The 26120-nt window shown below is 61.6% G+C and carries 21 protein-coding genes and 2 tRNA genes; 12 read left to right on the top strand and 11 right to left on the bottom strand.

All coding sequences use genetic code 11. The features are described from left to right. Positions 1-27: 27 nt before the first annotated feature. The 3 genes from tig to HGK58_RS13775 all read right to left on the bottom strand — a co-directional run bounded on the left by tig (position 28) and on the right by HGK58_RS13775 (position 2040). Positions 28-1434, bottom strand: a complete 1407-nt coding sequence (gene tig / locus HGK58_RS07575) for a trigger factor (protein ID WP_168626996.1) — start codon at positions 1432-1434, stop codon at positions 28-30. 39 nt (positions 1435-1473) lie between these two features. Continuing rightward, positions 1474-1548: transfer RNA gene (locus HGK58_RS07570), tRNA-Pro, on the bottom strand. Between the two features lie 108 nt (positions 1549-1656). Then, positions 1657-2040, bottom strand: a complete 384-nt coding sequence (locus tag HGK58_RS13775) for a hypothetical protein (protein WP_246865489.1) — start codon at positions 2038-2040, stop codon at positions 1657-1659. A gap of 370 nt (positions 2041-2410) precedes the next feature. Between HGK58_RS13775 and HGK58_RS13770 the strand changes: the two genes are divergently transcribed. The 4 genes from HGK58_RS13770 to HGK58_RS07550 all read left to right on the top strand — a co-directional run bounded on the left by HGK58_RS13770 (position 2411) and on the right by HGK58_RS07550 (position 4302). Next, positions 2411-2797: a hypothetical protein gene (locus HGK58_RS13770; protein ID WP_246865488.1), complete on the top strand. Its 387-nt coding sequence runs from the start codon at positions 2411-2413 to the stop codon at positions 2795-2797. Between the two features lie 55 nt (positions 2798-2852). Continuing rightward, positions 2853-2926: transfer RNA gene (locus HGK58_RS07560), tRNA-Gly, on the top strand. Positions 2927-3078: 152 nt separating this feature from the next. Then, positions 3079-3732 (top strand): hypothetical protein, encoded by a 654-nt coding sequence (locus HGK58_RS07555; RefSeq protein ID WP_168626994.1) that lies wholly within the window; start codon positions 3079-3081, stop codon positions 3730-3732. Positions 3733-3825: 93 nt separating this feature from the next. Further along, positions 3826-4302 (top strand): hypothetical protein, encoded by a 477-nt coding sequence (locus tag HGK58_RS07550; RefSeq protein WP_168626993.1) that lies wholly within the window; start codon positions 3826-3828, stop codon positions 4300-4302. 347 nt (positions 4303-4649) lie between these two features. On the opposite strand, the gene HGK58_RS07545 is transcribed toward HGK58_RS07550, so the two are convergent. From HGK58_RS07545 to HGK58_RS07530, 4 genes are all read right to left on the bottom strand, one after another. Beyond that, a complete protein-coding gene (locus tag HGK58_RS07545) occupies positions 4650-6137 on the bottom strand; it encodes a hypothetical protein (protein WP_168626992.1) in 1488 nt (495 codons plus the stop codon). Between the two features lie 28 nt (positions 6138-6165). Beyond that, positions 6166-10953 (bottom strand): type ISP restriction/modification enzyme, encoded by a 4788-nt coding sequence (locus HGK58_RS07540; protein ID WP_349236169.1) that lies wholly within the window; start codon positions 10951-10953, stop codon positions 6166-6168. Between the two features lie 151 nt (positions 10954-11104). Next, a complete protein-coding gene (locus HGK58_RS07535) occupies positions 11105-11362 on the bottom strand; it encodes a hypothetical protein (RefSeq protein ID WP_168626990.1) in 258 nt (85 codons plus the stop codon). Positions 11363-11440: 78 nt separating this feature from the next. Next, positions 11441-11728 (bottom strand): hypothetical protein, encoded by a 288-nt coding sequence (locus HGK58_RS07530; protein WP_168626989.1) that lies wholly within the window; start codon positions 11726-11728, stop codon positions 11441-11443. 854 nt (positions 11729-12582) lie between these two features. Between HGK58_RS07530 and HGK58_RS07520 the strand changes: the two genes are divergently transcribed. After that, positions 12583-13347: a hypothetical protein gene (locus HGK58_RS07520; protein WP_168626987.1), complete on the top strand. Its 765-nt coding sequence runs from the start codon at positions 12583-12585 to the stop codon at positions 13345-13347. A 403-nt stretch (positions 13348-13750) separates the two neighbouring features. Here the strand turns inward: HGK58_RS07520 and HGK58_RS07515 are convergent, their stop codons facing one another. After that, positions 13751-14110, bottom strand: a complete 360-nt coding sequence (locus HGK58_RS07515; protein ID WP_168626986.1) for a hypothetical protein — start codon at positions 14108-14110, stop codon at positions 13751-13753. Positions 14111-14223: 113 nt separating this feature from the next. Between HGK58_RS07515 and HGK58_RS07510 the strand changes: the two genes are divergently transcribed. The 7 genes from HGK58_RS07510 to HGK58_RS14060 all read left to right on the top strand — a co-directional run bounded on the left by HGK58_RS07510 (position 14224) and on the right by HGK58_RS14060 (position 23316). Then, positions 14224-14973, top strand: coding sequence for a TnsA-like heteromeric transposase endonuclease subunit (locus tag HGK58_RS07510; RefSeq protein ID WP_168626985.1), 750 nt, complete (start codon positions 14224-14226; stop codon positions 14971-14973). Between the two features lie 370 nt (positions 14974-15343). Beyond that, positions 15344-16849 carry a Mu transposase C-terminal domain-containing protein gene (locus HGK58_RS07505; protein WP_168626984.1) on the top strand — a complete coding sequence of 502 codons (1506 nt, stop codon included), beginning with the start codon at positions 15344-15346 and terminating at the stop codon, positions 16847-16849. A gap of 2 nt (positions 16850-16851) precedes the next feature. Then, complete coding sequence (locus HGK58_RS07500) at positions 16852-17913, top strand: TniB family NTP-binding protein (protein ID WP_168626983.1); 1062 nt, start codon at positions 16852-16854, stop codon at positions 17911-17913. Continuing rightward, positions 17913-19892, top strand: a complete 1980-nt coding sequence (locus HGK58_RS07495; RefSeq protein WP_168626982.1) for a zinc-ribbon domain-containing protein — start codon at positions 17913-17915, stop codon at positions 19890-19892. The genes HGK58_RS07500 and HGK58_RS07495 overlap by 1 nt, the downstream gene beginning before the upstream one ends. Positions 19893-20181: 289 nt before the next feature. Next, positions 20182-20913 (top strand): hypothetical protein, encoded by a 732-nt coding sequence (locus HGK58_RS07490; protein ID WP_168626981.1) that lies wholly within the window; start codon positions 20182-20184, stop codon positions 20911-20913. An 81-nt stretch (positions 20914-20994) separates the two neighbouring features. Then, positions 20995-22086 carry a hypothetical protein gene (locus HGK58_RS07485; RefSeq protein ID WP_168626980.1) on the top strand — a complete coding sequence of 364 codons (1092 nt, stop codon included), beginning with the start codon at positions 20995-20997 and terminating at the stop codon, positions 22084-22086. A gap of 522 nt (positions 22087-22608) precedes the next feature. Continuing rightward, positions 22609-23316, top strand: a complete 708-nt coding sequence (locus HGK58_RS14060; protein ID WP_210422793.1) for a TIGR02391 family protein — start codon at positions 22609-22611, stop codon at positions 23314-23316. Positions 23317-23656: 340 nt separating this feature from the next. On the opposite strand, the gene HGK58_RS07475 is transcribed toward HGK58_RS14060, so the two are convergent. From HGK58_RS07475 to HGK58_RS07465, 3 genes are all read right to left on the bottom strand, one after another. Next, positions 23657-24184: a hypothetical protein gene (locus HGK58_RS07475; protein ID WP_168626979.1), complete on the bottom strand. Its 528-nt coding sequence runs from the start codon at positions 24182-24184 to the stop codon at positions 23657-23659. Between the two features lie 202 nt (positions 24185-24386). Continuing rightward, the gene (locus HGK58_RS07470) at positions 24387-25727 is read right to left on the bottom strand and encodes a permease prefix domain 1-containing protein (RefSeq protein ID WP_168626978.1); all 1341 of its coding nucleotides are present in this window, start codon (positions 25725-25727) and stop codon (positions 24387-24389) included. Beyond that, positions 25724-26077: a helix-turn-helix transcriptional regulator gene (locus HGK58_RS07465; RefSeq protein ID WP_168626977.1), complete on the bottom strand. Its 354-nt coding sequence runs from the start codon at positions 26075-26077 to the stop codon at positions 25724-25726. Before HGK58_RS07465 ends, HGK58_RS07470 begins: the two co-directional genes overlap by 4 nt. Positions 26078-26120: the final 43 nt, after the last annotated feature.

Genomic DNA, 26120 nt, shown 5'->3' with positions numbered 1-26120 from the left:
CGAAGCCCAGCCCGCGAGTCGATGCGACTACTGGTGGTCGTGACCGAAGTGCTCGTGGTCGGGTGTGCGACCGTGGCGGTCGGTGCCGGTGTCGGCTGAGTTCAGCTGCTGCAGCATGTCGGCGGTGCCGCGCGGGTCGAAGCCGTCTTCGTCCTCATCCGGGGTGGCGGTGAAGGCGGAAAGGTCGACCACGTTGCCTGCGGTGTCCTTGACAGTGGCCTTGGCGAGCACGCGCGCTAGCGCCTTGCCGCGCGCGACCTCACCGACCATGCCGGGGATCTGGCCGTTCTGCGACAGCACCTGGATGAACTCGCCCGGCTCCATGCCGTACTGCGCGGCGCTCTGCACCAGGTACTGGGTGAGCTCGTCCTGGCTGACCTTGACCTCTTCGGCCTCGACCACGGCGTCGAGCAGCAGCTGCTGCTTGAACGTCTTCTCGCTGGACTCTGCAACTTCGGCGCGGTGCTCGTCGTCCTCGAGGCGTCCCTCGTTCTCGAGGTGGCGGTGCACCTCGTCGTCGATGAGCTGCTGCGGGATCGGGATCTCTACCGACTCGAGCAGCTTCTCGACGAGCAGGTCGCGCGCCTTGGCGCCTTGACCGAACACCTTGGACTGGTTCAGCTGCACGCGGAGGTCCTCGCGCAGCTCGTCGATGGTGTCGAACTGGCTGGCGATCTGAGCGAAGTCGTCGTCCGCCTCGGGCAGGTCGCGCTCCTTGACCGCGATCAGGTCGATCGAGATCAGCGCGGTCTCGCCTGCGTGGTCGCCGCCGAGCAGCGGAGCGTCGAACGTGGTGCTCTCCCCCGCGGTGAGGGTGTCGAGCGCTTCGTCGATGCCCTCGATGAGCTCGCCGCTGCCGACCTCGTAGGAGATGCCGGTCGCGGTGTCGACCTCGCTGTCGCCGATGGTGGCCTTGAGGTCGATCTGTACGAAGTCGCCGGTCTTGGCGGGGCGGTCCACCGTGACGAGGGTGCCGAAGCGGCTGCGCAGGTTCTCGAGCTCGGCCTCGACCTCGTCATCCGTCACCTCTATCGGGTCGACGGTGAGCTCGACGCCGTCCAGCGAGGGCAGCTCGAACTCTGGCCGCACGTCGACCTCGACGGTGACGACCAGGTCGCCGCTGAAATCCTTGCTGTTCGGGAGCTCGGTGACGTCGGCTTCCGGGCGGCCGAGCGGGCGGATGCCGGTCTCCTCGGTTGCCTGCCGGAAGAACTTGTCGAGTCCCTCGCTCACAGCGTGGTTGATTACCTCGTCGCGGCCGATCCGCTGGTCGATGATGGGCGGCGGCACCTTGCCCTTGCGGAAACCAGGGATGTTGACCTGCTCAGCGATGTGCTTGTAGGCGTGGTCAATGCTGGGCTTGAGCTCCTCGGGGCTGACGTTGATGATCAGCTTCACGCGGGTGGGGCTCAACCGGTCGACGGTGGTCTTCATGGGCTTGTCGTTACTCCTGATGATGGAAATGGGCAATCGTCGGGGCGACAGGATTTGAACCTGCGGCCTCCCGCTCCCAAAGCGGGCGCTCTAGCCAAGCTGAGCTACGCCCCGTTCAACTGGGTGGCTCGGCCAGTGCACGCGCAAGTGAACGCAAATTGGCCTCGGCAAGTCTAGCCGCTTTTCGCGAGCGGTTCGCTGTGGTTATCGGTTGGGATTGCCCTATGCTGGCGGCAGTATCCGACCTCGTGCGGATGCTGATGCTGACCCGGGGGGAACGGTGGCCCGCATGACTGACACGATCACTGGTGCGCCGACGGCCGGGTGGTACCCGGATCCGATCGTCACCGGAAACATCCGTTGGTTCGATGGGAAGAACTGGACGAGCCATTCGGTGCCCAAGCCGACGGGGAATGCGTCGCTGCCTGCAGCACCGCTCGCGATCACGTCGAGCGGCCCGGTTTCCGCTCCGCCGCCGCCGAGTTCGGCGACCCCGCTACGGGCTTCGGGGAATGCTCCGGATGGCGGCACGCCGCAGCCTGCCGCACCCGCCATGGCCACCGCGGCTTTGCCTGCAGAACTGGTCTCGTTCGGGCCGTCGCACAATGAGCTGCCCAGTTTCGAGGCGGCCTTCGCGTCGGCTCTAGCTGCCCCTCCGGCACCACCCCTGCCGACCACTCCTGCTGCGCCGGCCGCGCCGCGGTTCCCTGGAAGCGCTGCTCCCGCGCCGGTGCCGCCGGCGAGTGCGCAACCGCTGCGGACGTCAGCGCCGCCTCCGCCCTCCGCTCCGCCTGCCGCCCCCGCTCAGGCAGCGCCCCCTTCACCTTCAGCAGCTGCGCCCCTCGCGCAGCCGGCGCCTCCGGTCCGCTCGGCACCGCTGGGCGCGGCAGACCTTCCTCCTGCGCCTCCCGGTTTGCCGACCGCGCCGGCCGGGATGGCCACGGCGCCACGGTTGTCAGGTCTGCCGGACACCAGCTTGAGCGCTCCTCGCGCGGGTGAGGCGAATCCGCCGCTCCCCCACCGTGCGCAGGACGACCGCAGGAACTTCCCCGCGACCATCGGCCTCATCTTGGGTCTGCTGTCGGTTGTCGTGCCTGTATTCGTGCTGAGCGTCGCCGCGTTCATCGTTGGCGGGATCGGCGCGGCGCGAGCTCGCGGCTGGGGTCGACTCGGCTACCGGCCGAATGGTCGACGACGCGCGGGTTGGGGCGTGTTCCTCGGCATCCTCGGCGTGCTGCTGTCGATCGTCGTCGGCTACGTCGTGCTCAGGCAGTGGGCGGGCGTCGACCTCGGGCTGAACGTTGGTACCTACCTGGATCCCGCGCTGGCGTGGCTCCGTGAGGCGGGCGTGCCGATCCCGTGAGCTTGACGCATCCGGTACAGTAGCTACGGCAGTCGCGCCTGATTCAGGCGCCTGTGGGGATGTAGCTCAATGGTAGAGCCTCAGTCTTCCAAACTGATGGTGCGGGTTCGATTCCCGTCATCCCCTCCAATTGACACGTGCCAACCTTGTTGAGACTTTTGCCAACCTAGTTGAGACAGCCGGCTCGCAATCGCGGTAATCGGACCCTTTCATCCAGGGAAGCGCGCCCGGCGGGTCGCTCCAGGAGAGCCTTTCGGGTCATTCAGTCTCATACTGGTGAAATGTCACTTACACCTCCGAGCTGGCCTGGGGAGGCCGAACCGCCCGTGTCTCTCCCCTTCTGGGTTCGTCGGGCGCTGCTCGTTGTGATTGCGGTCTTTCTTGGGTGCACAGCGCTGATTCTTTTAGCGCTGGCGCTGATCGACATGCGCTCGGGAGGAAGACAGAAGGTACTTATCGGCTCTATCGACTCAGATTCAATTGCTGCCGTCACGATGATGGTGGCGTTCGGTCTGATCGGTGTCGCTCTGTGCCTGATCCCTGTGCCAAGGACGGGGCTCCTGCTCATGGTCCCGGCGCGGTTCCTGGCCTTTGCCGCAATCTGGCCCGCGTTGTGGGCCTTCAGCGCTGACGCGATCGTGACGCCGCTTCTTAGCGACGGGTGCGAAACAGGATACGTAGTAGAAGAGCAACGCGGGCTCTTTGACACAAGCGGCACCATCTATGAGCCGAACGGTCTCCTCGCGGCGACAGTCGCTCGCACAGGCCATGCGGATGGTTTGCGGTTCGCGCACGGTGAGTACATTGCCGAGCGCAATGGTCACTCGCTGGACATCTGGTACCGGGACACCTATTCGAACCCAGGACCGATAACCGATATCGGTGAACCCACACTCACCATCCCCGCACTTCCTGCCCGCAACTGCGCCACATAGTTCATCCGTTCTCCCATCCCTCATCGGTTGTTGCAAACGGGCCGAAGTAGGTTTGGACTCATCTTTCGATTGGACCGCGGCTACGATGGCGAGATGAACCCGAGGTCGCGCCACTTCTCCGTTGTTCTCCTGCTGGCCGTGGCAATCGGTACAGCCGGGTGCACGATCGCCACTGACACGCCTTCACCGGCGCCGAGTCCGGTAGCCGCTGAGGCTCCCTCTCCATCGCCGGCGGACATGTTCGGCCGGGTTGCAAGTCCCGACTGGGAGTGCGGCCAGTTCAGCGCACTTGAAGGCATCGAGTTCCGGACCCGGTGGGAGCACAACAGCGGCAAGATCGACGACGCGGCCTACGCCTCACGTCTCGACGCCCTTCAAGATGCCTGGATGTACGCCGTCTTCGGCGACTCCACCGTGACCCCAAGCCTTCGCGAGGCTCAGCGTGTAGCTGCAGATGGTGTTGACCCGGACGACCCCGCGTTCCTTGCGGCGAAGGGTGCCGTCAGTCAGGCCTGCGACGCCGCCGGATCGATAGTCTCGATGGGCGCACTTCCTGAGATGGGCGGATAGGTTTCGCTTTGAACCGCACTCATCTTCTTGGTTGGACCGGGGCTTCAATCGTGGGATAAACGCACTGACTCTTGATTAGCGTCCCCGCGGGTGCGACCTTGGCGTCACCTTCTGATGATCTGTCGGTCGCTTTAGCCCGCCTACGAGCGCGAGGTGGTTCAGCCACTTACTCACTGCATCTTGCTGTCGGGCCGACCAGACGGTCACGTGGCCGCAATTGCACTCCAGCCTTTACGCAATGTGCTCGATCCCGTGCTTGGTTGATCGCCGCTGGGAGGTCTGCGGCGCCGGATCGACGTGCTTCGCCGCAGCGTGTTTCAGTTCTTCCCACGGAGGAAGCCGAGAACTCATTTCGGCGCACCGTCGCGATCTGGGTCCGCCCAGTCAATACGACTTTCACTTCGCCCAGGCCACAGTTGTTTGCGGTGTGTGCGCGTGAACTCCTTCCAGATTGCTTGGCACTCGGCGCAACCGCACTCCCCTTCCAGAACGGGGAAGATCTCGAGGAGTTCGTCGACATGCCGGAGGTGCTCACGCGTGTAAGCGTCGATGGCGCTGGTTCGCTGGTGAGGGTTAACGATCCGGGGACCCTCGTACGCCGGCGCGTCGCCGGATGCGACGAAGTAGAACTCCACTTCCTTGGCTTGCGTGGCGGTTTTTCCGGGTCGCTCCTGGCGCTGTTCAGCCTCTCGCTCAAGGTCCCGGTGCTTGCGGCGATGCCGTTCGCGCTGACGGGCTTCCGCGATCATGTCCTCACCGGAGCGCTCATCCGGTTCCTTTTGGACCTTCGGTACGGGGTCGTGAAGAAAGCCGATCAAGTCGACCATGTCGCCGATGTCATGACCGGGCGTGCACCAATGTGCACGGAGTGTTCCGTGGCCGAGCTTCGCGCTGGCTATCGCGTGATGGGGCCATTGCAGTGCCGGCTCCACGTGTGAACGGTAGAAGTAGGCATCGCACTTGTGGCAAGACCATCCCCACTCACGTTTCCCGTTTCGGTAATTGTGTTGCCAGCCGACGCGGGCTGACTCGATGAACAGCCCCAGGGAACTCAGCGCGCGGGCGGGGTAGGTTTGCTTGGCTTCCGGTGGGCGAATGACACTGCTGAACTCACACTCCGCACATCTGAGTGCGGCTTCGACTCGGAGATCGTGAAGCACGTTGAGTTCGTGGCAGCGATAACACTCATGCACGGCCCATGCCACCTCGGCGTGAATCTCGCCCCTGGGCCGCGAATTCCAGCGCAGGTCACCTCCTAGGACGTTCCCTAAGAATTGCGGCAAAAGCAACGACTCATCACCGATCCAACGGTGTGTGCTCCCCCAAGCAGACACTGACAGTTCGGCTTCGAGGTTGACCTGTACTGCCGGGACGTCACGGTGCACGATGTAGTCACCGCGCCGCACCAACCAATAGCACTCGAGACCGTCGCGCTCGTAGCGACTCTGCCGCATGCGGTAGTCAGCCGCCGTCTGCGAGGCGAGTTGCACTTCGAAGGCGATCCGCCGGTCGCCTTTTTCGACCAGCACATCCGCTATCCAGCTGCGATCCGCGGCCGCTACTTCGGCGCGGGCGTTCCATCCCAGTTCACGCGCGATCGTGACTATGGCGGACTTCACCCGTAAGTGCTCGGGGGACTCGCCCTTGTGCTCGTCGTCCCTTGGCACGTAGAGATGCGCGAAGAATTGCGTCCCCAACTTTGAGGTCTTGACCACGGCCTCGACGCCGCAACTCAGGAGCGGCCGCGGCTTGCGTCCCTTCATTCCGACCCAATCGCTTTCCGAAACGAATGGAGCCAGGATTTCCTCACCGTTGAGGAAGGCGGTCAGTGGCACTATTCCACCTTTGCTTCAATCCAATTAGTCACGCGGCCGGCGACTCATCTTCTTCACTCAGAAGCTCCAAGGCCGGCAGCGAGTTGACAATGCGGACCGTCTCCACGCTCACCGTGACGATTCGGGCAAGGAGATCCAGGATGTATCGCGGGTTTCCCTGCTCCTCGGCCCAGTCGTTTGGGTCATTAATGATTCCAGAGGCCTTGTCGGGCTTGACCTGATAGCGCTCGATGATCCAGTCGATCGCGGAACGGGAGCCCAACATGTACTCGTGTGCTTCCGCCGGTATGCCGGAGACAGTTATGTCGGAGTTGTAAATGAGAGTGGACTTGTCCGCGAGGCGCCCTGCCTTTGCATACTTCATTTTCCGGACTCGGTAGGTCGCGTTTGCGCTGCGATGCTCCTCGAGCGGGTACTGCTCAACGGCATCGTAATTCAGGTGCAGATCCGACAGTTTGCGTCCAGCTTCGCTGAACGCCCGGAAGTCCTTGACTTTCGGAATGCGGGGCAGCCACTTCTTCAAGTCGCTCCCATATTGCGCTCGATACTCACGGGAATGGAGCAGACCGTACAAATAGAAGAAAATGTCGTCCTTTGTTACTTGGGGCCCATAGCTTTCTTTATAGTCGCCATGGATCTCGTCGGTTACATTGTCGACTCGACGGAAGTCGCCGTCGCTGTCGTCCAGAGCTGCGAGCAGGTCACCGGCGGAATCGTTCCCTTCAAACGTGAACCTCGGGAAGAACTGCCCCGTATCCAGAGTGTGAACATCGGGGATCCCCCGAACCGCCAACACCTCAAAACTCGGATAGTGCGAGGAGGGAGACGTCACGACGAATCCCCAGTTCTCAGTTTCTGGCGTGGGGAGATACTTCGGAGTCTGGGATCGCTCGTGGTTTAGGTGTTCGTCGAAATATGCATGTTGCTTTGAAAAGGGGCGATAGACCACGGTGTACCGCGCGTTCTCGGGCCTAAATTTAATCGATCGCTCCCTGCGCAGATGATTGCGCAGGCTGCGGGTCCAACTGAGTCTCGTGGGATCAGTGTCGATGAAAGCTTCGACCGGGACCGGACGTCCGGACTGGATCCACCGCGCGACCTCACTCGTATAGGTCTCGATGCTTCGTCGAACGTTCGCTTGCAGTCGGCTAGCTGAGTAGTTGTAGATCCAAGCGTCCCGGCCAGACTCTAATCCTCTCGAATGGCTGTGAAGCACGCGGAGTTTTCGCTGATCTTCTTTCCTCTTGGAGGCCAGGAGCGTGAAAGACTCGAAATCAGCGTTGCGCTGATTGATCCAGTCGCCCTCCACATTCGGCGTGATCGACGTCCACTCGATGCCGGTGTAGCTGCGTGCGTTGCGGACGATCTCAAGCTTCTCCTCTCGGGTGAGGTAATCGCCAATGTCGCAGTAGAAAATTTTTCCTAGGCTTGGATCGACGGGATTCTTAATGAGGAGGTAGATCGCCACAGTCGCGCGACTGCCGCTACCGAAAACCTTGCCGCCTTCCTTTCGGGACTGCTCGCCTGCGGTTCGCTGGTTGCCCCGGAGGTTGAAAACGTAGATGCTGTTGAACTCGGCGGCAAAGGTCTTGCGGAGGCCGTCTGCCGTGTTGCCGTCAATAAACCCGCCGTTGGAGACAAAAGAGACGACGCCTCGGTCGCCAACGCGGTCGGATGCCCAGCGGATCGCTCGAATGTACGAATCGTAGAGGTTGTTCTTGTTCTGAGCCGTGGACCGGATAGCGTACGTCGCGGCGATCCTGGCGTCGAGGGTCGGATAGCTGAGGTTCTGGTTGTTGTCATTCCCCGACTCTTGCCCTTTGGAGTAAGGCGGGTTTCCAATGACGACGCGAATGTCGAGCGCCTTCTGGGCCTCTGCGCGATCATTGTTCTCGGGGAAGACGCCGTGATTGTCGAGTTCGTCGTCGGCTTCATTCATTTGGAATGTGTCGGTGAGCACGATGCCTTCGAAGGGCATGTACTCGCCGCCTGCGAGCTCGTGGTAGGTCTCTTCAATGTTGATTGCAGCGACGTAGTACGCGAGCAGCACTAATTCGTTGGCGTGTAGCTCGTACCGGTACTTGTAGGCGAGGTCTTCCGGTCGGATAAGGCCGGATTGGAGCAGTCGGACGATGAAGGTGCCGGTTCCAGTGAAGGGGTCAAGTACGTGCACCCCCTTGTCGGACAGGCTCGCCCCGAATTCTGCCTTCAAGGCGTCATCGACAGAGTGGATGATGAAATCCACAATCTCGTTTGGTGTGTAAACGATGCCAAGCCGGTCGCTCGTTCCAGAGAAGGCTGTCTTGAAGAATTTCTCGTACAGCTCCTTCACGATGTGCTGCTTTGCAGCGGCGTCAGTAATTCCTGCGGCTCGCGTGCGCACAGAGTCATAGAACTTGTCGAGCTTCTCCGTCTCTTTCTCGAGGTGCTGCTTTTCGAGCGCGTCGATCATTCGTTGCATGACCTGAGAGACAGGGTTGTTGTCGCTGAATGCGTAGCCCTCGAACAGGGCGTCGAAGACCGGCTTGGTGATGAGGTGCTGGGAAAGCATTTCGATCGCGTCCCGTTCAGTGATGAACGGGTTGAGGTTGTCCTGCAACCCCTTCAAGAACCGGGCGAATTCGTCGCGTAACGCGGTGTCTGAACCGTCGACGAGGGTCGTAATGCGGGTGATGTGGTCGGAGGCGATGCCTGCTACGTCATTGGCCCAGGTCTCCCAGTAGCGGCGCTCCCCCACCTTCTGCACGATCTTGGCCAGGATCGCGTCGCGCCACTGGTCGATGTCGGGCATGTCGAGAGTGACGCTGCCATAGTCGGCTTCCGACTCGCGGTCGGTCCGCGCGCCGCCCTTACCGATGACGCCGACCTGAAGTCGGTCGGTGTTCCCGGTGAGGTCGATCTTATTGACCTCTGCGTCGAATCGCTCGTCGTGGGCTCGCAGAGCTTGCAGCACCTGCCAGACGACCTTGTATTTCTTGTTGTCATTCAGAGCCGATGCAGGGTCTACATCCGATGGCACTGCGATAGGGAGGATCACGTAGCCGTATTTCTTACCCTCCAACTTCCGCATGACACGACCCACTGATTGCACGACGTCTACGACGGAGTCACGCGGGTTGAGGAACATGACCGCATCTAGTGCGGGTACGTCGACTCCTTCGGAGAGGCACTTAGCGTTGGTGAGGATGCGTGCATTGCCGTCGCCGGGCTCTTGCTTTAGCCAGTCGAGTTCCTTGTTACGGTCGAGCACGTTGAACGTGCCATCGACGTGGTGCACCTCACAACGAAGAAGCCGGTCGGCGTCCTCATCCTGAGCGTCGATCTCCGCGTCAACAACGCGCTCGAACAGCTCCGCGATCTTCTTTGACTCTTTGATGTTGCGGGCGAAGGCCACTGCGCGCTTCATTGGCTCAGGATCGAGGGCAAACTCATCCTGGGTAAGAGACCGCTTGGACAACCCGTTCCAACATCCGACGATCTTCGCTGCGTCTTCGAGCTGGAGCTCGTTGTCCGCATCGGCGAGCAGTCGCTGGAACCGTTTAGAGACGTACGTTTCGTCTACTGCGAGAATCAGAACCTTGTAGTCGGTGAGTCGGCCCATTGAGACGGCTTCTCCGAAGCTGAGGCGGTGGAATTCCTCGCCGTACAGCCCGGTGTCGTTCATGTCGGCCAGGGTGGCGCCGGCTTCTTCGGCTTTTGACTTGCTCACGTCAGCGTAGATGCGGGGTGTTGCGGTCATGTAGAGGCGCTTCTTGCCTCGGATGTAGCTCTGATTGTGTACCCGGACGAAGGCGGACTCGTCGTCGTTTGCCAGGGTGACTCCGGTGGTGCGGTGTGCTTCATCGCACACAATGAGATCGAACTCGGGTATGCCGTCGTCCTGCGCTTTGGCGACGACGTCGATCGATTGGTAGGTGGAGAAGACGACCGTGATGCCGTCAAAGTCCACCGGGACCTCGGCGAACTTTGCCACGAGCTTGGTGGTGTTGGTCGTGGCCGGGTACGCCAGGTCGGTGACAGGGATGTCCTCGTCGTTCTTCCGCTTGCCCACCGACACGTCGGAGCAGACCGCGAATGATCGCAACGGAACGGACGCCTCGATCGTCCATTCCTTGAGCGTCTGTGAGAGCAGCGAGATCGATGGCACGAGGAACAACACCGTGCCGCCGCGCGGGACCATCTGCTCAACCAGCTTCAGTGAAGTGAACGTCTTGCCTGTACCGCAGGCCATGATCAACTTGCCCCGGTCGGCCGACTCAAATCCCGCAACGACCTTGGCTATCGCCTTCTCCTGATGCGGGAACGGCGTCTTGTGCGCCTTCTTCGTCAACTCAGCCGGTGATGCGAGCGAGAATTGTGACCAGTCAATCGATGAGTCATCAAGATCCTGGACACGCAATCGAGAGACGGGCGGGTTCTGGTTCTCGACCGCGTCCTCAGCGTTAACCCCCCAGTTATCGCTCGTGGAGATGACGAGGCGTGCAGTGAATTCGGCCTGCCCCTCATATGTCTTGCTGGAAGCTGCAAGGAATGAATCCAGCATCGGCTTGGTGACCTGGGTTGCTGGGTCGTAGAACTTGCACTGGATCGCTGTTAGTTCACCGGTATCTCGAGCCCTGGCCACGAGGTCGATGCCGGTGTCCTTGCGGCCGTTGCGTTGCGGGTAGTCCCGCCACATCCAGACGTCGCTATAGAGCTGCTGGTACTGCGGCTCAGTAGACAGATACGACTGCATCAAGCGTTCGAATCGGTCACCCTTGTCCCGCTCGTCGTACGCGATAGAACGCAACTCATCAAGGATGTCGTGAATGCTCACAGCCACGTGCTGCCCCCGCTCTTCTTCAGCTTGAACTCAACGTAGCGGTGACTGGACATCGGACGACAATCCCCCTCCGTACAAGCGCGACGCGGGTCATGAGGCTTGCGCTGTTGCCACGTTTCCCCAATCGCGATAGCAACGTGCGGAGTCAGTCGTCCTCCTCGATCGTGGCGTCAAAGACCTCTTGCGCCCAGAAGCTGGTCTCTTGCTTCTCGAGCCGGCGGAGCAGTTCACTAGCGAACGCTTCGGCCTCTTCAAGTGTCACTAGTTGGGCGACCTGAACGGCGCCCGATGGCAACTGGACGTAAACGCAGGTCTTGTGCTGGCCCACTTTCTCTGCGTACACGCCAAGTATCGCGTCGAGACGAATAGCGCGACTCTCGGCGAAGTAAAGGAAGTTCGCCATGGGTTTCTCCTAATTCAATGGCGGGCATCAAACCGCGGTCGTGCGGCCGAATGCGGCCGGGGGCACCAGAGTTTGCATCTAGGGTTCGTCGTCGGTCAGCGGTTGACTCGCCAGCTCTCGCACCCAGTCGGGAGTGGGCTGCCCCACTACTGCCTCAAGAGCGATTCGCGTCTGTGCCGCGATTATCTGCTCACGCCGGGAGTACTTAGTGGGATTCAGTTCGTGCGTCGACGAAGCAAGCTGCGCAATCGACGCCGGGGTTTCGCACTCCAAGATCTGGTCGATGGCCACTCTTGCCTGGGCAGCCGCGACTTGGACGTGGGTCGAGGGAGTCGGGTTCGACTCGGTGTCGGAAGTCTCCATCATGTCCGAAGCGTCTCACGCACCACCGACGCCGCAGACGTCAGGTACTCGATTGATGAGGGCAATCCGACGTACCTAGCCAGTCGCAATCCGTGAGAGTTCCGGTCAATCGAGATGATCTGAGGGCTGGGCCTCTTCACGGGAGCGGAAGCACACTCGGCGGTTTCGAAGAGCGCGAAGAACTCGCTTCGACGCCAGTAGGGCAACTTGTTAGCTCGGTCTTGCTGGCGTTGGTGAACAGCCCATGCCGCCAATGCTCGCTCGTGCGCGTCACGGCTGCGGTACCTGGGATGTCGGCGTTCCATGTTTAAGAATTCGCGATACTCGTCCAGACGGTCATCCCAGGCGTCATCGAGCGGTTCCCAACTGAATTGAGGAAGCGCTTCCAAGAGCTGGCGCTGAGAATCCGAGAGCCGTTCCCGCGCCTGAGGGCGGCGTTGATGTCTCAGCCACTCCGCAAGTGCACGCTCCCCCGCCGCGTCGGGCTGCCGCCGACGCCTTGCATTGGAGCGAGGCAGCCGACCGTAAGTTTCCACGAAGTCCGCGAGTGCCTGTAGCCGCCCATGCCAGTTACGTTCTCGGTTGCTTCCAACAGTTCCCCGTTCCTCAGGCTCTGTTCGCGGTGTATCCGACATTGATCACTCCTTCGCAGCAACCCAATGCGGGCTACTACGTCACCTATGCGCGGTGTCTCAGGTGAATGGAGACCGTTTTGAATTGTCGGGCGCGCTCAGCGCACGAGGGATTGGCAACCGGCCAACACGCGACCTGGCGATTTCAATAGGTTCAGGGCGGCCATCGACAGCGCGGACAGGCGTATACGATGTTCCATCGTGTGGGGAAAAGTCGTTATTTGGATGCGCATCGGCGCCTTGCTATGGGTGACCGTTGTTGGCGTCACCGCAGCCCTGCAAGCCAATGGCCTTGTCCCGAACTTGCCAAGACTCGAACCCTTTGCCTGGGCCTTCAGCCTCGTCGTGATCGGCGTCGACAATGCAGGCAGCCTGGTTGTCCGCCGCTGGGAAGACAACAGAGCCATCTTGAGCCGGAAGATTGAGACTGCACTGATGGCATTGCTTATCGGCCTCGTCAAAGGGAAGAAAGAGCTTCGATTCGAAGAGTTAGGCGCCAACGTGTACACCGTGTCATGGCTGGACAAGACGCTGCAGCGTTCGGACGAGGCGCGTCGCCTCAAGCGAATCAAGCGCTTTCGCCCCGGCTATCCCCAACAATCCGGTATTCGATGGACGCCCCGCACCGGTACGGTAGGGCAGTGCTGGTCGGAACGGCGGGAAGTTCACTGGACTGGTCACAATCTTGCAAAGAGACACGCAGGAACTTCGTTCAGCGAAGAGGAGTTCTTGAATATCCGTAAAGACACGCGGCAGGGATTCACGCGCGAAGAGTTCCAATCCATAGTTGGCAAATACTCCGAGATTCTGGCGGTCCCGATATGGCATCCGCAAAAGGACGGAAAAATGCTGGGTGTGTTGACAATTGACAGGGCCTATAAACAAAGCGACGATGTTTTTGTACCGATGCTTGCAAAATCGGGAGAGTCGGCCGCGGCGACGGCGTCAGTCGTTGCACGTAACCTGATCTCGAGCGATGACTCGGTTTAGAAAGGGCGAGACCTTGGCAAACGAACTTAGCCCCCAGCAGCAAGCGTATTTCGAGATTCTTGAATCCCTCGCCCCAGATGATGACCTGCGTCGGGACATAGAGGCGGCCAAAGAAGATTTGCGGCACCTTAGTAAGGACCGTGTTGTGCGTGGTCTAACGCGGGTCAAAGGCTTCACGCCGAACAACTAGACGGCGGTGCGCCCGCCTCTCAAAAGCGCTCCAGCACCGACCGAGCACGATCGGGCGTTGCGCCAGCAGATGTACGAGCACGCAGACGTGGGGTCACCGGGAATGGAACGATGACCCCAAGACCGTACAGATGCGCGGGATCTTCGCAAGTTTGAGAAGCGCTAACCTCGTCGACTCCAAGGAGTCGACGAGGTTCCCATGCCCACTTTGCGATCACCCGCGACCCGCCGGTACGCCATCGCGCATCGGTCTGAATGGGCTCACCGCGTCGACGACATCGCCAAGGACCAGCTCTGCCATGCCGACATCCTCAAGTCGCATGATCAGGTCTCCCCGCAAGAGCTTCAGGAGCCGGTCGTAGCTCGTTCCGACGCGTTCGGCATACATCTTCAGCGGAATCCGTTCGGCGCGAGCTCGCTCTCGGATTCGAACAGCCCACAAGTGCTGCATACGCGCCGCGGCGATGCGGGAGGCCTCGGCACCGGTGAGTGGTCGCCATCGCACATGAAGCGCCTTCCCGAACCCGTGCCAGTCGAGGCAATAGTCACGCGGCCGGTAACGCGGTTCGCTCATCCAATGGCTCCTAAAGGACTGTTTTCGCAATTTTCATGCGAAACAGACCCAGTCTGTCAGAAGTTTCGAATGACAGCGCTCGCTGCCATCTCTCTCTGGGTGTGGAACTAGAAATGGAAATCAGGGCGAGGTCGACGTCATTCAACGGCTTTGCCGAAGTTTGTTGGCTCGAGCCCAGCGGATCGTGGAGGCGTGAGCCGGCCACCCCGCAACTGCTCGACCGTGAGCTTTACCTGGCGAGCGCGAGCAGGGAAGGCAATCGATACGCCAAGCAGCGGAACTATCACGGCTTCTACTACTTCACCGGTACGGGCACTCACGTTCGAACGGAGTCGTTGCTGGAGGCTAGCTGCCTTGCTTGGCTTGACCTGACCTGCGACATCGTGGCGATCGCGAGCCAGCCGATGCGAATCGATTTCGCCGACGGGACCCGTCACTTCCCGGACCTGTTCGCCCTGCACAGCAACCACCGACAGGTTCTCTACGACGTCAAGCCCACTGCGCGCATCGATGCGAGGGCGCTGACCCAGTTCGCTCGCACCATGGCGCTCTGTGAGCGGGTTGGTTGGGGCTACGAGATCCTCACGGAACTGCCACCGGTCGAGCATCGCAACGTTGCCTACCTTCGCCATTTCAAGCACCGCGGGTTTCACCCTGCACCGCAAGCGGTTGATCGGCTCCTAGCATCCCTCAGCGAGCCGATGCCTTTCGACGACGCAGCTCGGACGCTCGCTCTTGGAACCCTTGCGGACTCCAGGGCGGCGCTGCTTCACCTCGTGTGGCGCCGCGTCGTCGCAGTCGACCTCAGTACCCGACTTAGCAGCACCTCGCTAGTAGAACGGAGCAACCGTGCACACGCTTGATACCGACGAGATCATCGAACTCGACGACGGCAGTTACCAGTTCCTCGAGCGCCGTGCGAATATCGTGCGACTACGCGACACCGCCAACGGAGATCACCGAGACATTCACATCGCTGAACTCGCCAGAATTGTCCCGCTCGCGGTTAGCTCGCTTCCGCCAGCACGCATCACCGAGACGCTGACTGCGGCACCTTCAACTCGGGTCGATTCTTGGGCTCGCCACGTCCGTGAGGTTCTCTTCGGACGCGTCGACGACAGCGTTGAAGTCAGGGCCGAGTACGACCCGTCAGCGCACAGCTTGGAACGGCGAGTTCAAACCAAGATCACGGAGATGTCCCGGATGGGCACAAGCACCTCGCGTGCCACCATCATGCGCAAGATCAAGGCGTACCGGGAAGGTGGCGCCGATGCTCTGGTGGACCGCCGGAGCCTCCAGCTGCATGGACCGCTGGAACAGTCAGACGCCGATGTGCTGACCGCCCTAGCGCAGGAGATGAGCAACCAGGCCACAAAGGCCACGGTCACCAAGGCCAAGCTCATCGACGACGCGATCTACCGGGCAACCTCCACTGGGCAGGTTGTCAACATCCCATCCCGTCGGTCGCTCTACCGCTACATCAACGAGCTGGACCGCGGCCGCCACACGTTCGGAAGGGCCAAGACTCGCCAATCCATCGCCGGGCGTCCCGACCGCACCTTCAAGAAGCTCTGGCAGGCGGTTGCCGGAGCCGAAGTGCAAGTCGACACCACAACCTTGGATGTCTATGTCCGGACGGGTTCCGGCAAGAAAGCGTATGAGCGGCCGCGGCTGTCGATTTTGGTGGATGTCGCCACTCGCAGCATCCTGGCATCAACCATCCGACTCGAGGCAACTAACGGCATCGACCAGGTGAGTCTCCTCGCCCAGGCGCTGGTGCCGCCAGAGAACCGCCCCGACAAGTCGGACCACCGAGCCGTCGTTGCAGCCGATAACCCTCAGGCGAACCTGCGCAGCGCCGCCGAGCTCGCCCTCGCCAGAAACGCCAGGCCGTTCGTATTCCCGCGGCGAGTCATGATGGACAACGGAATGGACTACGCCGGCAGAGACTTCCGCGCCGCGGCGGAGAGATACGGCATCGACATCAGCTTGTCCGCCCCTGTCACACCAACCGGCAAACCCTTCGTCGAGCGACAATTCGACGCAATCAACACGCTCTTCACCCAGTACCTACCCGGCTATGTCGGCCCCGATGTCACCAACAGAGGCATTGACCCGGAACTCGACGACCTACTCACCCCCGAAGCGCTCTATGAATTGTTCGACGACTGGGTGCTGACCGTGTGGCAGAACCGCCCGCACGAAGGTTTGCGGGACCGCATGACACCCAGCATCAAGTACTCGCCGAATCAAATGCTCGCCGCGCTATCCGAGGTCACCGGGCAGCTACGACTTCCCATGCCACCCGAGACGTGGATCGAACTGCTGTCGACCGAATTCCGGACTATCACCAGCACGGGAGTGAGTCTCCATAGGCGCGAGTACGACTCCCCCGAGTTGCACCCGCTTCGCCGCACCCACTCCGGGAGGGTCGATCACGGCGGCAAATGGGAGGTCAAGTTCGACCCGTACAACCACACAACCGTGTGGGTGCGGGGACGAGACGGCCAACTGATCGAATGCACGCGCCGCGACGCCGATGCCATCCACGACCCGTTCGTTGAAACCACAGTCCGAGAACTGAAAAAGCAGAATCGTGCGATGACCGCTCGAACCAACGCCGAAATAACCGGCACACCGATACACCGCGCCCCGCCCGTGCCGCCGATCCTGCGCCCAAGCGACTTCCCCGACGACGACATCACCGACACCGACACGTTCAACCCAGATGAGGACTAAGCATGCTGCACTTCCATAACACCGACCGCCCCTCCTCTCTCTACCAGCACGAGGGGCTGACCCAGTACCTGAACACCGCCATCGCGAAACCAGTGATGGCTGAAGCCGCCGAGCTGACCGCGATGAGTCCGGCCCAGCGGGCGGACTACGACCGCCAGCGGATTGTCTACCTCTCCGGCGGAATCGTGCTCAAGACCCACTATCTCGACGAGGCCAAGCGGCTGTTAGCCCAAGCGTTCGCCGAGAACATCGGCCGCAACTCCGGCCACGCCGGGCTCGTCCTCTCCGGCGCCTCCACACTGGGCAAGACCACGATCGCCAAGGCCCTGATGAAATATGTCTTCAACCAGTACCGTCGCCAGTTCCCCGACTTTCACGAGCACGGCCGCGTGCCCGTCGTCTATGTTGAGGTGCCCGCCGCCTCCACCGGGAAACTCCTGATGAAGACCTTTGCGGACTTCTTCGGACTCCACGTCAAGAGTGGCGAGTCAATGGGCAGCATCCGCGCCCGCATAGTCGACTTCGTCAACGCCGCCGGCACCCAACTCATCGTCGTCGACGAACTGCAAAACCTCGCCGGACGGGGCACCGGCAACGGCGAATCGGTCGATCTGCTGAAGAACCTCCATAACGACCTGGCCGCCACTTTCCTCTACGCCGGGATCGACCTGACCACCGGCGCCCTGCTCTCCGGCGCCCGCGGCCAGCAAATCGCCAGCCGGTTCAGCATCCTCGAGATGACTCCTTTCTCGCTCTCCGATGCCGCTGATCGGCGCAGCTGGCGCGGCCTGATCCCCGCCTTCGAACGAGAGCTGCTCCTGCACGAACACGAAACCGGCACACTAGCCGAACTCAGCGACTACCTGTTCGCACGAACCGGTGGCTCCATCGGAAGCCTCGGCCGGCTCATCACCGGCAGCGCCATCGAAGCGATCACCAACCCGAACCTGCCCGAACGCATCGACAAGGCGCTGCTGGATAGCCGAAAACTCGACCACACCGCCGAAACCGCTCACGCCCGTAGCCAAGCCCGCCAAAACAGCACCACCCGAAGGGTCGCCTAATGTCCACCCTGCGCCGCCCATTCGTCTTCGCCGTGCGACCCCAGCACCACGAAACCATCGACAGCTACACCCGCCGGCTACTCTCCGCCAACTTCGAATTGGACACCCTTCCCCGCGAACTCCTAAAGGAAGCCACCGGCACCCGTCACCCGGACGACCCAGAGACCGCGTGGACAAGGGTGCTGCGGGCAAAGACCCGCAACCCGAACCTCGACCTGTCACCTCGGCGCGCACGGCTCTGCGGGACGGCCGGCGAAACCTGCGAGCAGTGCAAACCGCTTCTGCGTGACCGGTGGAGGTGCCTCCTGTGCGCGAAAGGACATCACATCAAGCAGCACCCCCACTTCGACGACCTCGTCTGCCAGAAGCACCGGCGATGGGTGGGACTGTCCACCATCGACCGCCAACACCCAGTCGGTCACGAGATCCTGGCTGCGGCCCGGACGTTCCGGAATCTGAGACGCCACGGCCGGATCAACCCACGCATGTATGACGTGCTCGAGCGCATCCTCACCGCCCCCGGCACGCCCGACCTCACCACCGCAGCGGAGCGCTTCCCCTCCATCGTCGCCCTGGCAGACGCGCTCACCGAGCGCGCCTTCATGCGCCGCCTCTTCGACCCCTCCCGGTCATACATCGACGCGGTAGGACAGCTGCGGGAGATGGTGAACGAGACCCTTGGCGAGAAGAGACCGCAAGTCACTAGGGGGATCTGGCTCTACCTGCATCCGACCTCCGCCGCAGTACGCGACGCCATCACGCGCAACGACTCCTACCAGACACCCGCCAGCCACGACTTCCCGCTCCCCCGGCAGATCGCCACCGGATACAGCACCGCGGCAAGGAACCTGGAGCGGTTCGCCGGATACTTCGCCGCGACTGCTGACGAGTACCAGACCGCGATGAAGTACCTCGACTTCATCCACGGTGCCCACGACATGGACAACCCTCGCCGCGGGAGAGTCAACGTGATCTGCGCCAATGGACACCGCTACGTCGCCACCGTCCTCAACGACGGTTTGCAGAGCCCGAAGACCTGCCCCGCCTGCAGACACCGTCGCGTCCTTACCGGACAAAACGACCTCGCGACCCTCTTCCCGGAAGCAGCCGAGGAGTTCCTACCCGAACTGAACGGCGGTCTCACCGCGTCACAGATCCCGGCCGGAACTCAACAGATCTACACCTGGCGGTGCAAGAAGCACGGGCACGAGTACCCGCAATCAGTGGCCAACCGGACCAGGTCGAAGGACTGCTCAGTGTGCAGCAAACGGCTGATCATCGCCGGACACAACGACGTCGCGACAACTCACCCCGACATCGCCGCGGACTGGTGCCGCACATCCAACCGAGTTGGACCCACGGACGTGGCCGCCGGCAGCAACCGATCAATCCACTGGCGGTGCGAAGAAGGACACCACGAAATCACTCGAGTGTTCGAGCGAGTCGCCAACGGCGGGTGCCGCGAATGCTCACAAACCGAACGTCTGGAGGTGAAGACCGACCTCGCAACTACCCACCCCGCTCTAGCCGCAGAATGGCACCCGGAATGGAACGGAGACCTTCGCCCCGAAGACTTCACCCACGGATCAAACGCGAACATGGCATGGCTCTGCCGAAACGGGCACAGCTACCGCCAGCGCATCGACCGCCGGGTCGCCGGGATCGGATGCGGCCGATGCTCCAAACGCACGCGTATAACCGGAATCAACGACCTCGCAACCACCGACTCAATCCTCATCAAGGAGTGGCACTCCTACCTCAACTGGAAGACGCCACAGGAGTGCTTTGCAATCACCGAACTCCACTGGTGGCGATGCCTGGCCAACAATCACGACTACCGACAAACAGTCGACCACCGACGCAAGTCGCGAGGCTGTCCGATGTGTGCTCCGGGCGAACGCATTCTCGCCTCAGATCCAAGCGCCGCTGGTCTTGGCTCGCTGAGCGTGTCGGTGGCGCTCCTTAAGGTGACGCCATGAGCGCAGACAAGAACCAGCCGGCGGAGCCGCCAGGAATGACGTGGGTATCGAACGGCGTGCTTGTCAACGTGCACGCCGCCAGAACGTGTGTTGCTAAAAACTGCTGGATGCACAATCCGTCAAGTCACCACATGCTCGGCTGGCCCGTCACCCGGACGATGTCGCCCACCACGCGCTCTGCGGGCGAGACGTCACTACGCACGGCTGCGACGGATGCTGTGGTTGATATTCGCGAACCACGTCAACCGCGAATTCATTCATTGTCGGAAGTGGCCGAGAGGAGCTTGCTATGACGGAACTGGCGTACATGACCCGTGAAGACTGGGGGCAGCACGGCACCGCAATGGTCGACCAAAGTGCGGTTATCCGCCAGTGGGTGGGCGGCGCGCCATGCCTCTTCGCCGTTACCGACGTCAGGAAGTTCACTCGTAATGATCGAGGCGCGGACGTTGAGGCCGCGAACTTCATCGCGCCCGATGTGGAGTCGCGCCAGGTCTTCAACATCGGGGAACTGTCGCGGCTCGATAGAGACGACAAGGTCATTGACCATGGAATCGTCGTGCTACATCCCTACAAACAGGACGAGCTGGAAGTAATCCGCCGAGTTGTCAACGGCGATTCCGTGACTCGAATCTTCGTCTTGGTCTGGTGGCCGAGAGATGTGGTGCGGACATGGCTTGACGGACGTGGAGCGATCAACTTGCACACCGGCGAAGCGATGACTGCGCCCGACCCTCTCATGATCGCCGCGTCAGCAATGATGATCGACCACGAATACAACGGCCTCGGCTCGGGCGCCGGCAAGGAAGCAGTGGTACAACTCGTCCGCGCCTTCGCAGTCGAAGGCTACCCGGTCGATGTCGATGCCTGGCTGCGGGCGTACTTCGCGGCAGGCGGTACCTTCCGGCACGCCCAATCGATCGCGAAGCTCGTGACGGAAATAAAAGCCGGGACGAAGCACCGGGTCAAGCCCCGCTACCGCGAGAACATCTTCGAGATCATCAGGGGGCGGGTCGGGTAGCTGCCCAAGCCCCAAGTAAGGCAACGACTCGAGGGGTGTCGTTAGGTGAGATTCCGTCGCACGAGCGGCACACTGAACTTCATGTTCCTCGATGTTCGCATGGAGGGTGTCGCCTTGACACCGGACCAAGCAAAAGCACTAGACGACGAGTTTTTCCTCTCCAAGCCGCTCTCGCACTTCTCATCACGAATCGTGATGCTCATGAACGCTGCGGGCGACACAGCAGCGCCGTCTCCTGCGGATCAGCCCGATTTCTTTCGGGCATTGGGACTCTCCTCCTCGGAGACTGTCCTGGCTTTCAGAGAAGAGGAACGACAACTAGACGTTGCCGTCGACGCTCTGGCCCTCCGCCATCAGGCTGCGGAGGCGCTGACGCGGTTCCTGTATACCGTTGCGGCCGCCACGCCACGCTCCGGGGACGCCCCGTGCACGTGGCTCGCCCTTGCAGATAGCCCAATGCGACTCGACGATGTGGTCGCTGCCAACAAGAACGCCATCGAGGCCGATCCGTCGAAATTCCTCGAACTGCTCTTCCCGTACGGCGCGACAATCGATGACACCGCCCTTGCTGCGGCACAGACGGCGATTGCATGGGTGAATCACGCGGCATTGCTCCTAACCAGCGACGAACTCTCCATCAACGCGGCCTACAACAAGGTGAAGCACGGACTAGCGATTCGCACCCGCGGGGATGTGCGCATTGAGCTCATCACGCGAGCACCCGACGAACTTGGGCAGATTCCGCTTAGCTCGTTCGGAGAAGGAAAATCAATCCCGATCTTCGATCGGCCAATGCTGACATACCTCAGCCGCTCGAAAAATGCCAAGCCAAAACAGGGCCTCGAAGCTGTGTCACTTCGTGTCGAGGTTCCCGTGGTGCTGGCAGAAACCTGGATGATGGCAAACGTATACGCCGCCCTCTTCCACGTGGCGGCGCGCAAACACTACGGCCATCCACTTCCCGATGGAGTCGCGTCGTTCCCGACCTTGGTCGTAGGTCGGCTGCCTGAGCACGTTATTGGAGGGAGTCCGCTCGGGTATCGCACACCTGTGACGTCGCCTCCAGATGGAATCACGGAGGCCCGCCCATCGGGATTGTTCTTCCATGGCCGCTTCGTGCCCATGCGAGTCGACCTTGACAGCAAGGTCGAGGGCATCGTGACCGACGGTTGACTTCCGTCCTAGACGCACGCGCCAGTCGCTGTGCCTGAGAAACGTGAACAAGGAGAGCCCGTGCCTACTGCGCAGTGCCACATCTGCGGCGAGCAGATGACACTTACCGTGAAGCCGAAAGACCGATGGACGCCTCTTCCACCGAACGAGCGTCCGACAATGGTCCCTTTCGCCTTCGACGAATGGGCTTGCCCCAGCGGGCACCGACGGGATCTGACTTATACCGAGTCCCGGATGTTCGAATGACCCGGACGATGATCTAGTCGCCGCGGCTGCCGTGGTCCAGCATTGTAGTCGCCGACTCGTTCTTGATCTGACCGCTCATCGGCTAGGCCGCTCTATGACGGCGGCTACCCATGGATCCCACCTCAAAGCACCTCAGCGACATGACTCCGATGCATCCATGGAGAATAGAACCTCAAAAGGTGGACAAGTCGGCAAATCACAATGATTCCGGCCGCGCGTGACACGCCAAGCTGGCGCCCTCGCTTCGAATCGTGAACAGCAGTGGAAGATGGGCAAGTGGACGAGAATTGGGCGATCGCGAAGCTTGGCGAATTCGTAAACATGACCGCGGTCGTAGAGCGGTCCTACGAATACAACGTCTGGGATGAGAACTCCAGCGAGCCCGCCGCGATTATGGCGGCCGCGCAGATCGCGGAGAAGATTATTGACCGTGTCCTACCTAGATGGCGGACGGACATTCCGATCGACACCACGGGTCTGTGGAAACAACATCGGGAGGCTGCAATTCGTGCGATCGCCGAACTGGAGTCGCGCGGTGAACTGGCCGAAAAGCTTGGCGATGATGCTCCAGATATGAATGCGGCAGCGATGCATCCCTGGATCTGGGACGCCGCGCGGTCGCTCTGGCAGAGCGGCCACTTCCGTGAGGCGGTGCGCGCGGCGTCGGTAAAGGTTAACGCTGAACTCCAAAACAAGGTTGGCCGCAGGGATGCGTCGGAAGTTGCCCTTTTCCAACAGTCGTTCAGCGATGACCTGCCCGCTCCTGGAAAGCCGCGTCTTCGCCCTGAAAACGACGACGGTGGAAAGACATCACTGAGCTTGCGTCGTGGGATCGTGGCCTTCGCCGAAGGTTGCTACTCGGCGATTCGAAACCCTGCCAGCCACGACGAAGGCGACCTCCAAGAACAGATCGCGATGGAGCAGTTGGCAGCATTGAGCGTCCTCGCACGGTGGCTCGACGGCGCAACTGTGGAGTCCGCCTGACCGCGGCGCACCGCTTGCCAGACCAGCAGAGTTCGACGAGTGCGTGCATAGGGGCTCGGGCAGAGGTACGGCAGTGCGTGTCCGGAGCGCCGAGAACCGGGAGCACCAAAGGACGATGCCCGCTGCCCCAGCACGATCAACGTGTCTCAATTCGCGTGGCACCAGTTCACAAGAGAGACCTTCTGACGTGCCGAGTATCCCAGTCTCAATTGTGGCAAACAGTCGCAACTAGGTTGGCAATCGACACCAATTGAACGACGACAGCTTCGCGCACCCCCATGGACCGCCGGCATCCCCAGCGAAGTCCTCACGTCCCGATTAACACACAACCGCGCGGCGGTCAGGTGACGGCTGCCGCCGCAGCGATGGCCTTCGAGCGCGTGTTAATGGCTTCCGCGAGCGCAGCGACTTCATTTCGAGCCTCCGGAGTGAGCGCCACGACGGCATCAAGCCTTATCCGGCGAAGGACAGCCTCGATTGTGCGACTTGCCGCAACAATTTCATCCGCTCCCGTGAGCGCCTGTCCCCCGCCACCAAAGACGGAGAGGATCTCGGAGTTGCGCTGCTGTTTCTCTGCGGAACGTTCGCGCGGACTAGCTGAACGCATGCCCAAACTCATAAGCGTCTCCGAGTCCAATCGGCCCCGGAGTATGTTCCCACTGTGGTACCTGATCGCCGCTTGCAGTGCAGACGCGTCGGCCGCGGGCACCTCCGCAAGGATCATGTTCTCGCGTACCCAACTACGGTACGCGTGAGTCCGCCCTCCCCAATCCGGAGTCCCCTCCTTTGTGAAGAAATGCTCCCTTGCGGACACGAAGGCGCCCGCCGTCGTGCGAAGCAATTCTGTCTTCTCCGCGTCGGTTGCCATGGCGTAGTTCCTGAGTGCTGTAACCGCGACTGACTGAAGTTGAGGCAGTGATTGGGGTGTGTTGGAGCTCATGATTCGCGACCATACCGCTGGACCGTTTCACACGGGTAATCGACGGCAAGCAGGTGCGCGCGGCCTCCCGACTCGGCACGTGTAGGCGCTGTGCTAGAGACAGCGGCCACCCAGCAAAAGGCCGCACGTATTACGCGAAGCCGAAAAGCGGTGGCAGGAGAAGTACGACGAACAGCACCCAGCCGGCGAACACCGGGAGGTACCCGGTCTGCCAACGCTCGACACGCGCCGCCGGGTCTCTGTCTGCCAGCAACCGCGCGATGAGCCACGCAGTCACGACGAGATTCACCAGCAGGATGATGTTGAGCCCGAGCGCCGCCACACGGTTGGCTGTGAACCCGAACTCGCCGATCCGCGCGAACATCGACACGAGCACCAGCAGGTCGAGCACGACCGCCGCGATGACTGCGACCAGCCTGATCGCATCCGTCAGCCGCTCCCGACGCGTCAGATCCCGCGCCGAAATTCCGTAGACGACCAGCCCCAGCACGACGAGTAGAAGCAGATCGAAGACCATCAACAGGTCGCGGTCGAACTCGCGGCCGAGTCCGAAGATCGCGTACGCGAACACTGAAACCGTCAGCATGATCGCGAACAGCGGCGTGAAGATGGCCGTGAGCACCGGAGCGATGTTCTCGATGACGCTCTTCTTCGCCTCGACCAGCCACGCCGCCACGATGATTGCGCTGGCCGCTCCGGACGGGATAACCCAGGTGAGAACCGACTCGATCGCCTCGGGAGCGATCGGGCTAAGCACCGCAACCGTCAGCCCGACCAGCACCGCGCCACCGAGCGCGATCAGCGCGTAGTAGATCACCCACTCACCGGTGAACCGAATGAAGTCCATCCGCCGCGCCGACGATCGCAGGTCACCGCCGAGATAGGCCGTGCCCACCACGAACCACAACGCGACGGGCAAGTGGATGGCCACCAGCAGCTCGGTGCTCGCCCCAGGAACAAACGGGAACAGGTTCACGGCGACGGCGAGCAGAGCGACGGCAGCGCCGAGGCCCATCACCCGCTGCCACGACATCCGCCGCACCACCGCGAAATACGCTGCGAGCACCGGCAGCACGAACAAACTGACATTGCGGGCGAAAGACAGGTCGGAGATGACAGTCGGCTCCGACAGAAGCCTCGCAACCTGCACGAGCACGGCTGCGACCGCAGCAATGGCGAGCATGGTCACAATCGGCTGCCGTCGCTCCTCATCCGGGCGTGAGATCGCCAGCTGCTTCCACAGGCGCTCGCCGTGCTCGCGTGCGAACTCCGCAGTGAGCTGGTTGACCTCGCCCAGACGCCTGACCGCGATCAGGAACGCTTCGTCCGCGGTCAGCCCGGCCGCCTCGAGGTCGGCGATCTGCTCCCGCAGGTGCCCTTCGAGTTCATCGGCATCCGAATCGGCGACCGCCCTCCCCTGCAGCACCGCAGAGCGCCATTCGCCGATCTGCTTCTCCAGCGTGTCGCTCATGCCGTCGCCACCGAAGGTGTCGGTCCCCAGATACCGCCGAGGGTCCGGTTCGCTGTCTCCCACTGCTTGCGGTGCTCGACCAGCTGACCGCTCCCCTTCTCGGTGATCTCGTAGTACTTACGGCGCCTACCCTCAGGCGACGACCCCCACTCCGCCCGCACGTAGCCGAGGCGCTCGAGCCGGTGCAGCAGTGGATACAGCATCCCGTCGGTCCACTTCAGGTCCCCACCCGAAAGCTCCCGCACGCGCTTCAGGATGGCGTACCCGTAGCTCGAGCCCTCCAGCAGGATCGCCAGCACGAGCGGCGTCGCCATCGCGGCGACCAGGTCCTTGTCGATGTTCGACACCATGCGGATCAGCCTATACCTTGCGGTGCTAGGTACCTAGCAGTCC

Origin of the sequence: Cryobacterium sp. BB307 (genome assembly GCF_012274275.1) — a bacterium.
Lineage (GTDB): Bacteria > Actinomycetota > Actinomycetes > Actinomycetales > Microbacteriaceae > Terrimesophilobacter.
This window is presented reverse-complemented; position numbering and strand designations above follow the sequence as displayed.

What these genes read in the sequence shown, in the direction of transcription:
- HGK58_RS07520 (WP_168626987.1), top strand. Translation starts at nt 12,583, where the DNA reads ATGCGCATCGGCGCCTTGCTATGGGTGACCGTTGTTGGCGTCACCGCA.
- tig (WP_168626996.1), bottom strand. Translation starts at nt 1,434, where the DNA reads ATGAAGACCACCGTCGACCGGTTGAGCCCCACCCGCGTGAAGCTGATC.
- HGK58_RS07465 (WP_168626977.1), bottom strand. Translation starts at nt 26,077, where the DNA reads ATGGTGTCGAACATCGACAAGGACCTGGTCGCCGCGATGGCGACGCCG.
- HGK58_RS07500 (WP_168626983.1), top strand. Translation starts at nt 16,852, where the DNA reads ATGCTGCACTTCCATAACACCGACCGCCCCTCCTCTCTCTACCAGCAC.
- HGK58_RS07490 (WP_168626981.1), top strand. Translation starts at nt 20,182, where the DNA reads ATGACGGAACTGGCGTACATGACCCGTGAAGACTGGGGGCAGCACGGC.
- HGK58_RS07495 (WP_168626982.1), top strand. Translation starts at nt 17,913, where the DNA reads ATGTCCACCCTGCGCCGCCCATTCGTCTTCGCCGTGCGACCCCAGCAC.
- HGK58_RS07530 (WP_168626989.1), bottom strand. Translation starts at nt 11,728, where the DNA reads ATGATGGAGACTTCCGACACCGAGTCGAACCCGACTCCCTCGACCCAC.
- HGK58_RS07470 (WP_168626978.1), bottom strand. Translation starts at nt 25,727, where the DNA reads ATGAGCGACACGCTGGAGAAGCAGATCGGCGAATGGCGCTCTGCGGTG.
- HGK58_RS07555 (WP_168626994.1), top strand. Translation starts at nt 3,079, where the DNA reads ATGTCACTTACACCTCCGAGCTGGCCTGGGGAGGCCGAACCGCCCGTG.
- HGK58_RS07485 (WP_168626980.1), top strand. Translation starts at nt 20,995, where the DNA reads ATGTTCCTCGATGTTCGCATGGAGGGTGTCGCCTTGACACCGGACCAA.
- HGK58_RS07510 (WP_168626985.1), top strand. Translation starts at nt 14,224, where the DNA reads ATGGAAATCAGGGCGAGGTCGACGTCATTCAACGGCTTTGCCGAAGTT.
- HGK58_RS07550 (WP_168626993.1), top strand. Translation starts at nt 3,826, where the DNA reads ATGAACCCGAGGTCGCGCCACTTCTCCGTTGTTCTCCTGCTGGCCGTG.
- HGK58_RS07515 (WP_168626986.1), bottom strand. Translation starts at nt 14,110, where the DNA reads ATGAGCGAACCGCGTTACCGGCCGCGTGACTATTGCCTCGACTGGCAC.
- HGK58_RS07475 (WP_168626979.1), bottom strand. Translation starts at nt 24,184, where the DNA reads ATGGCAACCGACGCGGAGAAGACAGAATTGCTTCGCACGACGGCGGGC.
- HGK58_RS07535 (WP_168626990.1), bottom strand. Translation starts at nt 11,362, where the DNA reads ATGGCGAACTTCCTTTACTTCGCCGAGAGTCGCGCTATTCGTCTCGAC.
- HGK58_RS07505 (WP_168626984.1), top strand. Translation starts at nt 15,344, where the DNA reads ATGCGCAAGATCAAGGCGTACCGGGAAGGTGGCGCCGATGCTCTGGTG.